The 14577-nt window shown below is 42.4% G+C and carries 13 protein-coding genes and 1 pseudogene; 4 read left to right on the top strand and 10 right to left on the bottom strand.

Annotated features, from left to right (window positions below; all coding sequences use genetic code 11):
- Positions 1-9: 9 nt before the first annotated feature.
- The 8 genes from FSB73_RS23885 to FSB73_RS02910 form a co-directional block, all read right to left on the bottom strand.
- Positions 10-345: a TonB-dependent receptor domain-containing protein gene (locus FSB73_RS23885; RefSeq protein WP_262712471.1), complete on the bottom strand. Its 336-nt coding sequence runs from the start codon at positions 343-345 to the stop codon at positions 10-12.
- Positions 321-1709, bottom strand: coding sequence for a SusC/RagA family TonB-linked outer membrane protein (locus tag FSB73_RS23890; protein WP_225974420.1), 1389 nt, complete (start codon positions 1707-1709; stop codon positions 321-323). The genes FSB73_RS23885 and FSB73_RS23890 overlap by 25 nt, the downstream gene beginning before the upstream one ends.
- Complete coding sequence (locus FSB73_RS23895) at positions 1710-2474, bottom strand: TonB-dependent receptor plug domain-containing protein (RefSeq protein WP_225974421.1); 765 nt, start codon at positions 2472-2474, stop codon at positions 1710-1712.
- Between the two features lie 415 nt (positions 2475-2889).
- On the bottom strand, positions 2890-3162 hold the full coding sequence (locus FSB73_RS02895) for a DinB family protein (RefSeq protein ID WP_146780048.1): 273 nt from the start codon (positions 3160-3162) through the stop codon (positions 2890-2892).
- 329 nt (positions 3163-3491) lie between these two features.
- Positions 3492-6137 (bottom strand): glycoside hydrolase family 2 protein, encoded by a 2646-nt coding sequence (locus FSB73_RS02900; protein ID WP_146780049.1) that lies wholly within the window; start codon positions 6135-6137, stop codon positions 3492-3494.
- A 143-nt stretch (positions 6138-6280) separates the two neighbouring features.
- Positions 6281-6520 (bottom strand): type 1 periplasmic-binding domain-containing protein, encoded by a 240-nt coding sequence (locus tag FSB73_RS23900; protein WP_225974422.1) that lies wholly within the window; start codon positions 6518-6520, stop codon positions 6281-6283.
- Positions 6520-7308 (bottom strand): GntR family transcriptional regulator, encoded by a 789-nt coding sequence (locus FSB73_RS02905; protein ID WP_225974423.1) that lies wholly within the window; start codon positions 7306-7308, stop codon positions 6520-6522. Before FSB73_RS02905 ends, FSB73_RS23900 begins: the two co-directional genes overlap by 1 nt.
- A 107-nt stretch (positions 7309-7415) precedes the next feature.
- Positions 7416-8432, bottom strand: a complete 1017-nt coding sequence (locus tag FSB73_RS02910) for a Gfo/Idh/MocA family oxidoreductase (RefSeq protein ID WP_146780050.1) — start codon at positions 8430-8432, stop codon at positions 7416-7418.
- Between the two features lie 318 nt (positions 8433-8750).
- On the opposite strand from FSB73_RS02910, the gene FSB73_RS23905 reads away from it, so the two are divergent.
- Both FSB73_RS23905 and FSB73_RS23910 read left to right on the top strand, forming a co-directional pair.
- Positions 8751-9431, top strand: a complete 681-nt coding sequence (locus FSB73_RS23905) for an MFS transporter (RefSeq protein WP_225974424.1) — start codon at positions 8751-8753, stop codon at positions 9429-9431.
- Positions 9425-9931 carry an MFS transporter gene (locus tag FSB73_RS23910; RefSeq protein WP_225974425.1) on the top strand — a complete coding sequence of 169 codons (507 nt, stop codon included), beginning with the start codon at positions 9425-9427 and terminating at the stop codon, positions 9929-9931. The genes FSB73_RS23905 and FSB73_RS23910 overlap by 7 nt, the downstream gene beginning before the upstream one ends.
- Positions 9932-10026: 95 nt before the next feature.
- On the opposite strand, the gene FSB73_RS02920 is transcribed toward FSB73_RS23910, so the two are convergent.
- Both FSB73_RS02920 and FSB73_RS02925 read right to left on the bottom strand, forming a co-directional pair.
- Positions 10027-10275, bottom strand: a complete 249-nt coding sequence (locus tag FSB73_RS02920; RefSeq protein WP_146780051.1) for a hypothetical protein — start codon at positions 10273-10275, stop codon at positions 10027-10029.
- Positions 10272-11177 (bottom strand): DUF4421 family protein, encoded by a 906-nt coding sequence (locus FSB73_RS02925; RefSeq protein ID WP_146780052.1) that lies wholly within the window; start codon positions 11175-11177, stop codon positions 10272-10274. Before FSB73_RS02925 ends, FSB73_RS02920 begins: the two co-directional genes overlap by 4 nt.
- 584 nt (positions 11178-11761) lie before the next feature.
- Between FSB73_RS02925 and FSB73_RS02930 the strand changes: the two are divergent.
- Together FSB73_RS02930 and FSB73_RS02935 are read left to right on the top strand one after the other, a co-directional pair.
- Positions 11762-14001 (top strand): annotated as a pseudogene (locus FSB73_RS02930) (DUF5703 domain-containing protein).
- Between the two features lie 155 nt (positions 14002-14156).
- Entirely contained in the window at positions 14157-14483 is a 327-nt protein-coding gene (locus FSB73_RS02935; protein WP_394344820.1) for a DUF6922 domain-containing protein, read from the top strand.
- The last annotated feature ends 94 nt before the right edge of the window (positions 14484-14577 follow it).

Raw genomic sequence — 14577 nt, forward strand, 5'->3', positions numbered from 1 at the left:
AGCCACCATTTACGCTAACATTGTGTAATGTACATCACCTGCATTTCCATTATAGCCTACTTTAAACTCCCAACCTTTATTATCCACCTTACCTAAATTTACCGGTGGCAGTTTATCGGTAATGCCAGAACTTTCGGGAATGGAATTACCACGCGTAATCAAAATATTGGTCCTTTTGTTATAGAAATAATCAAAGGTTACACTGATATGATTATTGAGCAAACTTGCATCAAAACCGATATCAGTGTTATTGGCCGTTTCCCAGGTAAAGTCTGGGTTATTTACATTCTTTTCATATAGTGACTTTATCTCTGCCCCACCTAAGATATAACTTCCAAATCCCATATTGGCCAGGTACTGGTATTCAGCCAGATCGCTGGTTCCGGGTACATAGGCCTCAGCCCCCATTTTCCCCAGGAACCACGGATTTTAAAGTCATTAATAAAGGACAGGTTGTTTTTCCAGAAGTTTTCCTCAGATATACGCCAGGCTAAACTTACACCAGGGAAGAAGCCAAAACGCTTATTGGGCGGAAAGATATAAGACCCATCTGAACGCCATAAAAATTCTGCCATATAACGCTCTTTGTAATTATAACCTACTCTGCCAAAATAGCTCAGTCTTGCTCTTTGGTATAGCCCATAAGGATTGCCGGTAGGTCCGTCATTACCCAGGTCTTCTTCCTGGGTACCGCCTGCATTAAACTGATCAAGATAAGAAGAGATAAAATACCTGCGATAGGCATAAAAGTCATCATTATCTACTTTTTCCCGACTAACACCAGCTAGAAAAGTTACTTCATGCGCACCGCCAAAAGTGTGCTGATAATCCAACAGGCCCGTTAGATTTACGGCCAATTGGCTGGCTGCCCATTGTTTAAGCCTGGGATCCGTATAGGGCGACCTTACATGCCCGGTCAGATCCGGGGTAACGCCGTCTTCTAAATATTCGCCGCTTTCCCAGAAATATAATGTCCAGGGTATCTGCCAGAGTTTTCTTCTTCCCGACATTTTGTCGATAGAAGCGATACCAGATAATTTAAGACCTTCTACGCCAGGAATTTTAATTTCTATTTTACCATTGGTCTGAAAATAATCTCGTTTATCTCTATCGTAACCTGTCAGATTGGTCGTAATTACATAGGGATTCTGGCCGTATTCAATATCAGGACCGGGTTGTCCATTGGGCCATACTTCAATTTCAGTGGGTTTTCCACGCATAAGCATCCTGAAGATATCTCCGGCTCCAAGGGTTGGAAAATGCCGGTATTCTTCTCTGGCCGTTACGCCTAAAGTGGCTTTCACATATTTATTAATATTGGCTTCCAGATTGATCCGCATATCATACTGTTGATATCCGGTAGCAGAATTCTTATAATAAGCATCCTGATCCAGATAGCCCAAAGAGGCCAGGAAGTGAATCTTATCGGTTCCTCCGCTTAACTGGACATTATGCCTTTGTTGAGGAGACCAGTTTTTAAGTGTGGTCCCAAACCAATCCGTATTGGGATAATGCAACGGGTCAGAACCATCTGCATATTTTTTAATATCATCCGCTGAAAAATCAGCGCCTACCGTTGTACCAGCCTTCGTGGAATAAACGCCATCTGTGGCAAATGCCTGGGTAGCTGCATCCCACTCTGCTGTTGGTACATTGTCGTAGATTTTAAGTTCATTTCTGATTTTAGCATACTCAACGGCATCAGACATTTAAGGCGTTCTGGTGGGCCGTTGAAGTCCGTAACTAAAATCATAGGACAATCTGGGTTTGCCGGATTTACCCTGTTTGGTGGTAATAAGTATTACACCATTACCCGCTCTTGAGCCATAGATGGCTGCAGAGGCGTCTTTCAATACTGAAACACTTTCAATGTCAGCCGGGTTCAATCTTTCCAGTCCGCCGGCCCTGTTGGGTACGCCATCAATGACAATTAAAGCATCGCTATTACCCAGCGAGTTGGTACCCCTGATACGAATAGAGGAACCGTCATAGCCAGGTTCTCCACTGGACTGGATAGCCGTTACACCCGGCAGCCTGCCAGCCAGCGAATTCGACAGATTGGTCACAGGTGCTTTTTCCAGCTCCTCCCCCTGTACGGCAGCCACCGCTCCGGATATGGTCGTCTTTTTCTGTGTACCGTAACCTACCACGACGATATCCTGTAAGGATTTATCCGCCGCTTTCAGCTGAATAACCAGGTTTGTCAGCGACTGGCCAGCCAAAGGGAAGTCCTGCACCTCAAAACCAACATAACTAACAGTAAGCTGAGTAGTCGTATCCGGGATTTCCAGTGAGAAATGACCAGTCTGGTCAGTCAGGGTGCCTACTTTAGTCCCGTTTACCCTGACGGATGCACTGGCAATAGGAGCCTGGGTGCTCCCGTCCTGAACAACCCCCTTAATTTCCTTTCGATTTTGCGCTTTAACTGTTCCAATCAGCATAAACAAGCATACCAACGGCAGAAGCGATCTCATTTTTGTCAAACAACATTTACGATTCATAGGGTCAAATAATAATTGTGAAGAAATAGAATTCCAAATGCAACAACAAACCACTCTTAAGTGTTAAGAGAACAATAAAGATAGGATATATAGGTTAAATTTTAACACTATTTAAGAAAAGTATTTTTAATAATTATTTTTTGCATTAGTAAAATCCTTCATATGAATTAATTATTTTTAGAAAAGAAAATACATGGTCCGCCCAAAATCCCCACCAAATCTATCAGGAGAAAAATCCTTTTTGCTGTAAAATGCTTATTTCATATAACTATTAACAAATAAATTAAACAAAAATATATATATTATTTAACGTGTTCTGCAAATTTTGCATGCAGCGTCTTCCACATTCTTCTCTAGAATGCTGTTTCTGGTAAACACTCAATCTTTATTAGTGGTAAAGTCCGCTTCTAATCATTTTTTTTAGCAATACAATCTGACCTAAATGATAATAGGCATGTTCAATGATCCCTTGAATATTGTATATATTCTGACCATAGGTCTGATCCAAAAAATCTTCAGTAAGCCGCTTTTCATCCAGCAGGCCAACAAATGCGGCAAACCGCTCCGCACGCATATAAAATCCTTCCTGGAGATCGCGCCATGCCTGCACAGAGGACAGCGTTTGGATATCAAATCCATTATCTGCATTGGAGCGCAGCATGTCCCCTTTAAACGTTTTAGCACAATCGTTACATAATAATCCAGGTGATACACAATGGCTGCAATGGTATTTAGTGGCGGTATTTTAGTATTAGCTTCTGCCAGTGTAATATCTGCCAATACACTTTTAAAGTCTATTTCTACCCAGTTTTTACCCAGATAGGCATTTAACATAAACTTGCTCAGTTGCGCTGCTGTATTGTCCATAGATCATTATTTTGTATACATGTCTTATTATTACGTTCCTTCCATTTAGCTAAGGCTTATCAAAAGACAGGCCATTTGCTGGATCGGAAGGTCCCTGAGGCCTGGAATCTTCCCCTAAGACTATTACTCACCGACCAGGATATTCTCTCTAACGATTTCCATGCCTTCCCCCTGCATATCGAGTTCAATATGGCCTTTACTGACCTTAGGTTCAATTATAGCGACTACTTTTCCTTTCCAGGTGCTTAAGGTTTTTCCTTTCAGGGAACGACTACCTGCCTGATATCCGTTACTGAGTCCGACAAGCGTTGCCGGTCCTTTGATGGAGAACGTTATCTCTCTGTCATCATTTGTAACCAAAACACCCTTTTCATCTGTCAGGCGAACCGTAACAAATATGAGATCACCAATAATGCCCCTAAAAAAGGCCTGGTCAACACTAGCGGCCAGCCTGACGGCCGGTCCCGCTGTCTTAACTTCTTGGGTGAGCACGGTGACACCATCTTTTTTGGCAATAACTTCAAGTTTACCGGCTTTATAAGGTACCCGCCAGCTAACATGAAGCGGCGTATCTCCTGATTTGCCATCCCCTTTACTTCTTTTACCAAGTGAGTGGCCGTTTAACAATAATTCGACGCTATCTGCCTGGCTATAATAAGCCCAGACGCTGACAGTATCTGCTGCATTCCAGTTCCACCCGGGAAATACGTGGAGCATTGGTTTACTGGCCCATTCGCTTTGATACATAAAATAGACGTCCTTATGCAAACCAGATAAATCCACAATACCTGTATAGGAACTTCTGGCAGGAAAGGGATACGGTAAATTACCGCCCAGAAAATCAAAACCCGTCCAGACAAAACATCCCGAAATAAAATCTTTATTTTTAATAGCTAATAATGCCCTTTCATGGGTATTGCCGCCGGGGGCGGCATATTTATCATAAGCACTAACCGCCCAATTAGTCCCTACAGTATCCGCCAAACCATCTTTACCTGCACTAGGCAGATAGGCGATGGAATCTGGTAAATGCTTTGGATAAACGCCTCTGCTTTCCAACGCGGCAGCTGTCCCTGTGGCTATAAAAGCCTTTCCCGGATAATAATGCGGCAAAGAGTCATAAAGTTCGTCATGGAAATTAAAGCCCAATACATCCAGTAATCCAGAGCTGGCAATTTTATTTAGCTTTGGATCCAACTCATTCATAGCGGCTGTTATGGCCCGGGTACTATCCAGCCCTCTGATAATCTGGGTCATTTCGGTGGCCATCTTTACCCCCAGTGGCGTTGCCCCCAGCGCTCCGGTATTACCTAACGACCAGAGGATAACGCTTGGGTGATAACGATCCCTTTTGATAAAATCAGCGAGTTGCTGCTGATAAAGCCTGGTGGCATTAGAATCCTTTTTAACCGCCTCAGATAAGGTGTGCCAATTATCAAACACCTCATCCATTACTAAAAAACCCATGGAATCACATAAGGACAGCATTTCTGGCGCAGGAGGCTGATGAATGGTCCTGATCGCATTACAGCCCATATCCTTTAAGATCTTTAATTGCCGGGTCATTGCACTGTAATTATAAGCAGTTCCCATCGCCCCCCAATCGCTGCTCATACAAACACCTTTTATTTTGGCAGGTACCCCGTTTAAAAAAAAGCCTTTTGCAGAATCAAAGCGTATATCGCGAAAGCCAAGCGGCTTTCTGATCCTGTCGATAATATGACTGCCTTGCCTGAGTTCTACTTCCCAGGTATAGACATAGGGGTCTTCTGGCGACCAGGGCTTTATATTTTTTACCGAAAGATTCCACCGAATATGCTGTCTTCCGGGTGTAGGTTTTACGGATCCTGTTTTTTGCGCTACCTGAAAGTTATTCTCATCATAAATCGTGGTTTTTATCTGGATACGCATATCCAGAAGGTGCTGCTGCGCCTTCAATTCTTTTTGCTCGTATTCATCCTTCACCTTTTTAATAGCGGGCATACCCATATTATCAATTACCAGATCCTGGGTAATTTCTGCCACTGCATTTTCCATTCGTCTGGAAGGTATAGCATCATTCAGGTGGGGCATTTTGATCCGGGCATCATAGTTACTCTGCTGTTCATCTATGGTTATAGGCATTTTTTTAATCAACCAAACATTGCGGTTAATACCAGAGCCAGTATACCAGGCGGCATCTGGCTTTTGACTATTATCCACCCGGACAACCAAGATGTTGGAGCGGTCATCAAAATGCAGGTATTTGGAAAGATTATAGCTAAAGGCCACGTCTCCTGTCAGCTGGTCACCCAGTTTATGGCCATTGATCCAGACGGTGCAATTTCTGTATACGCCATCAAATGCAATAAAAATATGCTTGTATCTGTCAGCGCTGGGTAAACTAAATGTCTTACGATACCAGCCAATCCCAGTAGGTAATGCATGGCCGTTGTTTTTTCGGGCATTGGTTTTAGAAAAGGCGCCAAAGATACTCCAGTCATGGGGCAGCATTATATTATACCACCTGGCTGTATCAATAAGTCCGTTCAATGGCAATTCTCCCCCGACAAACACCTGGGTACTGTCAAGTGGCCCTTTGTGAAAAGTCCACCGTTGATTAAAACTGATTTTTTCTGTTCCGATGCTATGGCCAAAATCGTGCGAATTACAACCGGATAAACTTAACAACAAATAAAATAGGACTAATACGACATCTGGCACTAAGAATATTCTTAAGCGTTTGCGTAAAAAATAATTGTCCCTATATTTATCTATATATTTATGCATATGTTAGCTGCCCCGATGGGTTTTTAATCTCTTACACTTTTAAAAAAGAAATGTGCCAGGCACCTTGCAAATGAAACATTCAGCGCCAAAAAGATACATTTTTTTGTAATAAAGGGAAAGCTTATCCCTGCTATTCAATTACCTTACAATGAATCCCTTAAATGGATCTTAAAGGGGATAGGCATCAGCGCTTTTTCTCCCTTTGATATCAATGCTGCTGCTTCCCGGCCCATTGCAATAAAATCAGTAGAAATAGTTGTTATCCCACTCAAGATAATGCGTTTTATGGGCGTTTCATTGTAAGAGATCACACCAATATCTTTACCTGTTATCAACTGACGATCCTGAATAATTTCAATGAGCCTTACCAGATCATCTTCCATCACCGTAATAAAGACATCCCGGCTGTAATCTGAACAGACTGAATATCCGGAACAATGGCATGATCAAAAAGCATTTCTTCACAGAATTTTCTGAACCCACCGATAATCTCTCTGGGATAGTAGCTTTTATCCGGAAAGATCAACACCAACCGCTGATAATGTCGTAAACGATCGTTGGCCGCTTGCAAGGCACCGTAAATATCTTCCTCAAAGCTTTCATAAACGGCGCTATAGCCCATATCAGGTTCCATAAAAGACATTTTTTTATCTAACAAGATCAGTTTGTCTTTAGGAATCTGATCAATCAAATCTCTGACCGGAGGAGCCCCTTCCAGAAAGTGTGTAATCAGCACATAATGGGAATATTGGTCCAATCTTTCAATCAGGATTTTTTTGAAAAGGTTAAAGTCATTGTTGTAAATATAAAAATCGATCTGAGATTCTGGGTCCAACGCAGCCACAAAGGCGTCATAGATGATTTTTTTATGCGCACTCAACTTATTGAATAACAGTAGTATTTTATGCCGCTTTTTTTGAACCTTTGAGGTAATAAAATAGCCCTTACCCGGCACAGAATCCAAAACCCCTAATTTTTTCAAATGTCGGTAGCCTTTTTCTGCCGTATCACGTGAGATTTCCAGAGAGGCGCTAAGTTCATTGATGGAAGGCAATACATCTTCTTTTTGCAACTGCCCCGACTCTACAGCCGATAAAATACTACTGGCCAGTTGGGTATATTTGGGCGTTGCCGAATACGGATCAATTTCTATAATATCAAAAATGTTCACAGTTCAATCAATTCTTTAATTGCAAAAAAGGCATCCCTTCAAAAATAATAAATATTACTGGCACTCCCCGCTTTAAAATTACGGGCATTATAATCGTAGAAACAGGCTTAATTTGCTGGTGCAGCCAATATTTTAATTTGCGTCATTATTTGTTCCCGGGTAACCGGATAGTCTTGACCTTCCCGAATTGTTTGATATACTGCATCAAAGAGTTTCAGGTAGTTGGATGGGTTTTCTATCATATGTATACTAAAAATATGCTGTTCTTTTCGGGTAACGAAGGTCCCCACTGTCCCTTCAGGTGGTTTACCAAATTCAGGATTCGTGGGCTTCCATCCTGCTTTAAGCTGATCTTCCTGCACATCGCTGCGCATCTTTTCATAACTTCCGTTTTGACCATGGATCCTAAATGCAGGCATGATTGCAGCGGTAACCAGGCTTGCCACCACATAAACTTCCTGATTATTCGGATAGCTGAGTTGTAGACTGCAAAAATCATCCACCTGGCTTTCTGGTCTTAACTTGCAAAGCCTTTTATAAAATTTCTCGGGCGCACCAAATAAGGCAATTGCCTGATCTAACACATGGGGAATCAAATCATATTGGATACCGCTGGCATCAATAGGCGTTTCTTTAAACTTTTTGGGGCTAAGGCTTAGGTTATAGCGGTCAAACCTGAAATGCGCTTCATGGATATGTCCAAAATCATTTTTTTTAAGTGCCATTTTTAAATTACAAAAATCACTGTCCCAACGCCTGTTCTGATAAAACAGAATTTGCACACCCATTTTATCTGCCAGGGAAAATAAGACTTCCAGCTCTTCTGGTTTTGCACAAATAGGTTTTTCAACCAACGCATGCTTTCCCGCTTCAAGAACGGCCTTTGTGTGCTCATAATGCAAATTATTGGGGGTATTCACCACCACTAACTCAATGGAAGGATCCGCCAATAATGCTTCTATATTATTATAGCTTTTAATACCTGGATAGTCCTTTTCTGCCTTTTGCTCATGGCGTTCTAACACGGCTGATAAGCTAAAACCTTCATGAGCCGCCAAAAACGGGGCGTGGAATATTTTCCCTGACATGCCATAAGCTAACAGGGCTGAAGTAATTGCTGCCATAAATTGTTGTTTTAAATATATTTATTCTGTTCAAAACCGGGATCTAACATGCACTTTAACAGCTAATTAGCCCCTTGTGAAAACCTTTTTTACATTTGTTGCAATTTAATAAAAATCAGACAATTACAGTTATATTTTTAGATTTCCATGGGCTAAAACAACTAAAATCAATTTGCTTTACTGCACGTTTTACAATTCTGTGTGATACTTACAACTGTTACAACAATACAGCTGTTGTACCTTTGCAAACTCAGGAGGTGTCAGTAGGACAAGCTTTATTTATTACCTGGCACATTCTGCAATTTTGAATATTTTCATATGGAAAATAAAAAACTATTAACCCTGACACTTGGTGGGCTCAGCATTGGAACCACTGAATTTGTTATGATGGGGATTTTGCCCCAGGTAGCCAAAGATTTTGCCATTACGATTCCCGAGGCAGGGCATTTTATTGCCTCCTACGCGCTGGGCGTCGTTATTGGTGCACCGTTATTTGCGATCACCTGTTCAAAGCTACCTCCTAAAAAGTTGCTTTTGATCCTGATGTCAATATTTACCTTGTTTAACGGCCTCACCGCCCTGTCAACCGGACATACCATGATGGTTTTTACCCGGCTGATGAGTGGCTTGCCACATGGCGCATTCTTTGGAGTGGGCTCTGTGGTAGCAGCCAGACTGGCAACCAAGGGCAAAGAGGCAGCCGCCATGTCCATTATGTTCGCAGGATTGACTATTGCCAACATTGCGATGGTCCCTTTGGGAACCTATATCGGACTGCATTATAGCTGGCGCTATGTTTTTGCTATTATTGCTGTACTGGGCTTGCTCACGGTTATTTTTATTGCCAAAGTATTGCCCGCGTTACCGGCCAACCCATCTGGATCTATCCAAAAAGAACTCGGCATTTTTAAACGTCCGATGGTCTGGTTAATGATCTTAATTACGGCCATAGGTACTGGCGGATTATTTGCCTGGATCAGTTATATCGCCCCATGCTGACAGGTATTACCCATTTTAACGCCTCAGCTGTACCCTATGTAATGATCGTGGCCGGCATCGGTATGTTTGTCGGCAATATCCTGGGCGGTAAACTAGCAGACAAGTTAGCACCGGAAAATGCACTACTTATCAGTCTTGTAGCAGTAGCTACCAGTTTATTACTGGATTACTTTTTTGCAGATAATCAACTCATGACCATAGTAGGCACTTTCCTAACGGGTGCTGCCTCTTTTGCCTTGATCGCTCCCATTCAGATATTAATGATCCGGATTGCCTCGGATGCAGAAATCCTTGGGGCCTCTGCCACTCAGGCAGCCTTTAATATTGGCAATGCCATAGGCGCCTTTGCCGGCGGCTTGCCTATTGCGGCTGGCTTTGGCTACAGTTCCCCCATCCTGATTGGGATACTGATGGTACTGATAGGCATAGCGCTTACCCTGGGACTCATCCAAATGAGGCAGCGCAGCCTGAAAGCTAAAGTGATAACGGCCAAATGTTAAGACATTATATCTAATTGCAACATAACTAAGTTATAATCAGTTCATACCAAGATCGATTTGATTGGGGCATGGTATTTTTTCCTGATCCCCGAAAATTACTTACCCTGGAGCTGTTTTACTTTATCTTCTACTCTGTCCATTTGCTTATCTACGGGATTTAATATCCTGGTTCTCACTTTATGCCCCACACTCAATCTTCTGGCAAGGGTGATTCTAAACTGCTGACTAAACAGGTTATAGTTTTTTGCCGACAGCGCACTATGGGCAGGCACGCTATTATTGAATAAGGAGGCATTGATATTGGTGCGCCTGCTATTATACCCAATGCTGATCCGGTAACTCAAATTAGGAGAAACGGCGTTTTTCCCGTCAAAATCGCCCCCTGGTACTCCCTGGTGGTTGCGTAATCCAAAATTGTTGTAAGGCCTCCCGACACAAAAAAGTTCTTTTTGAATACATAAGTATAGGCATAACCAATGCCAGCACCAATGCGGAAAAACCGGATATTATCTACCCCGGCTTGCGGATAGTTTTGGGAGATAGCGGCTGGTACGAGGGCGCTGTCTGCTTTTGAATTGCCATAATAGAGCTCCCCGCCTAATAGTAAGGTTCCGGCGGATTTTACCTGCCACTCATTTTGGGTCATTACAGACCTGTAGGAAAATCTGTCAGAATTTAATATCCGCCAGAAATCCCCGCCCACTAACGTAGATTTGACATCGGGGCGCAAATAATAATTATTACCAACTGAGGACAAAACGTCTTTGGGAGACAAATACATCCCTTTAAAATGCTGATAAACAAAATCATACACCCACTGCTCCTTATAAAGTGAGGTCTGCAGTGAAAGAGAATGCGTTTTGCCCTTATCCTTATCTGTCCCCAGGAGTTTAAATGAGGCGTTGAGCGTGAGATACCGGTAACTTAAACCTAAACCTAGCCCTTTTGAGTTATTGGGTTTGTAATCAAAGGATGGTTGATCGGGAGCCCGAAGACTCAGTCCTGTATTTTCCCGGGTGTAATAAATCCTGCCGGTAATATCCCGGTCGTAGGTTTTGATATAACTAGCATCACGCTGATCATGAGAGCGGCCCAGTAAGCGCCAGAAACGACTTTGCTCCTGCCCTTGCGCTTGTTCAAACTGTTGCGTTTGCGGCGGCTGTGCATGTACTTGTGAGAGGGCGATCCAAAGTAAACTGCATAGCAGTATACGGGGCTGCCTCCACCAACTAGTTTTGTTTTTCATGTTGTACTTGGGTGTTGTTTTAAAGGTTGATATGAAGTTCGGTATTATTTTTATAACTCAATTAAAAAAAGTCAAATAAATCCTGGCCAGTTCCGTCAATGCAGGAAGTTGCCAGATCTCATAACCCAAAATAGCAATCAAATAACCAGATTGGTTAACTTTACTGACTGACTGTCTGACTATCTGACGAAGTACCCATTAACCTATTCATTGACTAATTCTTTGAATGTTCACTGCCCCATGTCCAAGGTGAAGCAAGTCACTTTGATTGACTGTTAATTTAGGCATTTCTTTGCATGGGCCTTATACATTTTGTCCCATTTTAGGCTTCGATTATGCCCCGTTCGACTCCCCTTGCGGTTAAATGCTCGTCTAATTGTATTTTCGTAGTACCCATGAAGTCCACATTATATATATTCTGTAGCAAAATTATCAGCCGGATGAAGGCCGTATCCTTCATTGGATACGCGTTCGTACTATGCATTAGCTGTACGGCACTTCACGGGCAGCTTACCGGTTTTACTGTCCAGAAAGACAATATCACCTGGCATACGTTCAGTAAAGATGCCTCAGGTTCAATGCCTATGGGCGGAGGAGATATCGGCCTTAATGTCTGGACGGAAAATGGCGATGTCTTGTTTTACATGGCCAAAAGCGATGCGTTTGATCAAAATAATACCCTTTTAAAATTGGGCAGGGTGCGTATTCATCTTACACCCAACCCATTTACCAGTTCCAGCTTCTCTCAAACCTTACAACTTGCGGATGGCAGCGTCTATATCAAGGGGCAAATAAACAAACGCCCCGTTAACCTTCACCTCTGGGTAGATGTTTACCATCCGATTATCCACGGGGAATTAAGCTATGCGGATGGCAAAGGAAAGAAAATAAGCGCTGTGATCACTTATGAAAGCTGGCGAGATAAAGACCACGTCGTCAAAGGCAAGGAGAATAATCAGAATTCCTACAAATTTGGTCCCCAGGGCGTGATTCAGGTAAAAAAGGATCATATTAGTTCGGGGAGTCACAAAAAAGACGGTGGTTATGTGCAATTCTTTCATGCCAATCCAGCTGAAACAATATTTGATGTGGCTGTCCATCAGCAAGGTCTGGACAGCGTAAAAAATAAGCTGTATAATCCACTTAAAAACAGAATTTCAGGGGGCTGTTATGTGGGTCTTCTCTAAGGCCTGCAGGCACCCTCAAAGGCAAATACCTAAATACAGATTTTACGGGCTTTATGCTCAAAACGATCCATCCCGTCAGCGCGCTTTCTTTTAGCATTGTCCTTAGCTGTGCGCAGACAGCTGACCAACATGCATGGATGGACGGCTTATGGCAGGCAAGAAGAACTGGAGCACAAACCAGCCAGGATTGGCTGCGTACCAAAAACTGGTGGCGGGATTTTTGGAAGCGCAGTTTTATTGATATCCAACCAAATTATAGCCGTGATTTAGATAACGACAGCCTCCAAACAACTTACTTCCAGATGGGCAGAAACTACCAGCTATTTCGCTATATGCTGGGCTGTAATGCTTATGGAAAGTTCCCAACTAAGTTCAATGGAGGCCTATTCACCTACGATCCGGTATTGGTGGATAGTACTTATCCGTATACACCGGATTTTCGTAATTGGGGTGGTGGCACCTTTACCCAACAAAACCAACGGCTGGTTTATTATCCTATGCTTGCTAGTGGTGACTTCGATATGATGCAAGCAAGTTTTGACTTCTACAACCGACTTTTAAAAACAGCAGAATTAAGATCCCTTACTTATTGGCACCACAAAGGTGCCGCTTTTACGGAACAACTAGAAAATTATGGACTGCCAAATCCCAGTGAATACGGCTGGAAAAGACCAGCTGGATTTGACCCTGGCATGCAGTATAATGCCTGGCTGGAATATGAATGGGATACGGTATTGGAGTTTTGTGATATGATCCTTAAAAGCAGGCTTTACAATGGTTCAGATATTTCTACCTATTTACCACTCATCAAAAGCTGTCTCAGATTCTTTGATGCGCATTATCAATACCTGGCCCAAAAAAGAGGCGCCCGGATACTTGACAGCCGTGGCCATTTGATCCTATATCCTGGCTCAGCAGCTGAAACTTATAAGTTGGCCTATAATGCAAGCTCGACCATCGCTGCCTTAAAAACCGTTACTAAGCACCTATTATTACTGCCAGAGGCATTGCTGGACAGCACTGACAGAAAATATTTTATCGCATTTTCAAAAAGGATTCCACCCATACCTTTAGGGGAGATTAATGGGCAAAAAGTTATTGCGCCCGCTGTTACCTGGGCTAGAATCAATAATCAGGAATCCCCACAGCTTTATCCTGTCTTTCCCTGGGGAATATATGGCATGGGCAAACCGGATCTAAAAACCGGGCTGAATACCTGGAATTTGGATACCAATGTGATTAAAAACAGAAGTTATATTGGCTGGAAACAGGATAATATATTTGCGGCCAGACTGGGGCTTAATGCAGCGGCCTTTAAGCTGACCAGCGAAAAATTAAAAAATGGCCCCAGACGCTTCCCTGCCTTCTGGGGGCCGGGCTTTGATTGGGTCCCGGATCATAACTGGGGCGGTTCAGCTATGATCGGGCTGCAGGAAATGCTCCTGCAAAACGCAGGGGATAGCATTTTACTATTTCCCGGCTGGCCCCAAAACGTGGATGTGCATTTTAAGTTACATGCACCCCATAACACCACGGTTGAAGCCTGGCTGAAAGGTGGCCAAATTAAAAAACTCACCATTCTGCCCGCCATCAGGCAAAAAGACGTGATCAATTATCTGAACGAGCGAAAGAAGTAATATAATATATTAAGAAACGGCTATAACCACTAAACTATTAATAATATCAATATTTATAATTCCTCTCCAAATTATACATAATATTTAAGCAATTTTGCGGAATTTCAGATAATCAAATTTTCCTTATCTTTGTATTACTTAACCTTGGAAAAATTATGCGCAATAATGTCTTACATCATAAATCAATTGTACCCAGAAAAAACGTCCTTAGGGCAAATTTCAGGAAGGCAATCTTTTGGGATGTAGATATGGATAAGCTTTCCAAAAAAGCAGATAAAGCTTTTATAATTGACCGGGTATTGTCTAGAAATATGGAAAATCCAGTATATTTGGAACGGCTTGAAAAGTTATATCAAATTAAGGATATTAAGAAAATTGCGAAGTCAAGCAGATCAATTCGAGGGAATGAGGCCATCAGATTTATTGCCAAAAGATACGGAATGGATCCAAATTCCTTTAAAAATTATATTCCGAATCTTTAAATTTCCTATCTTGAATATTAGCGTCTCTAAAATTTTACTTGAAACTATTAAGGAATTAATGAGAGAGCCGCTTCTCTCAGACTTTTATTTGGGC

This window comes from Arachidicoccus ginsenosidivorans (assembly GCF_007971385.1).
Lineage (GTDB): Bacteria > Bacteroidota > Bacteroidia > Chitinophagales > Chitinophagaceae > Arachidicoccus > Arachidicoccus ginsenosidivorans.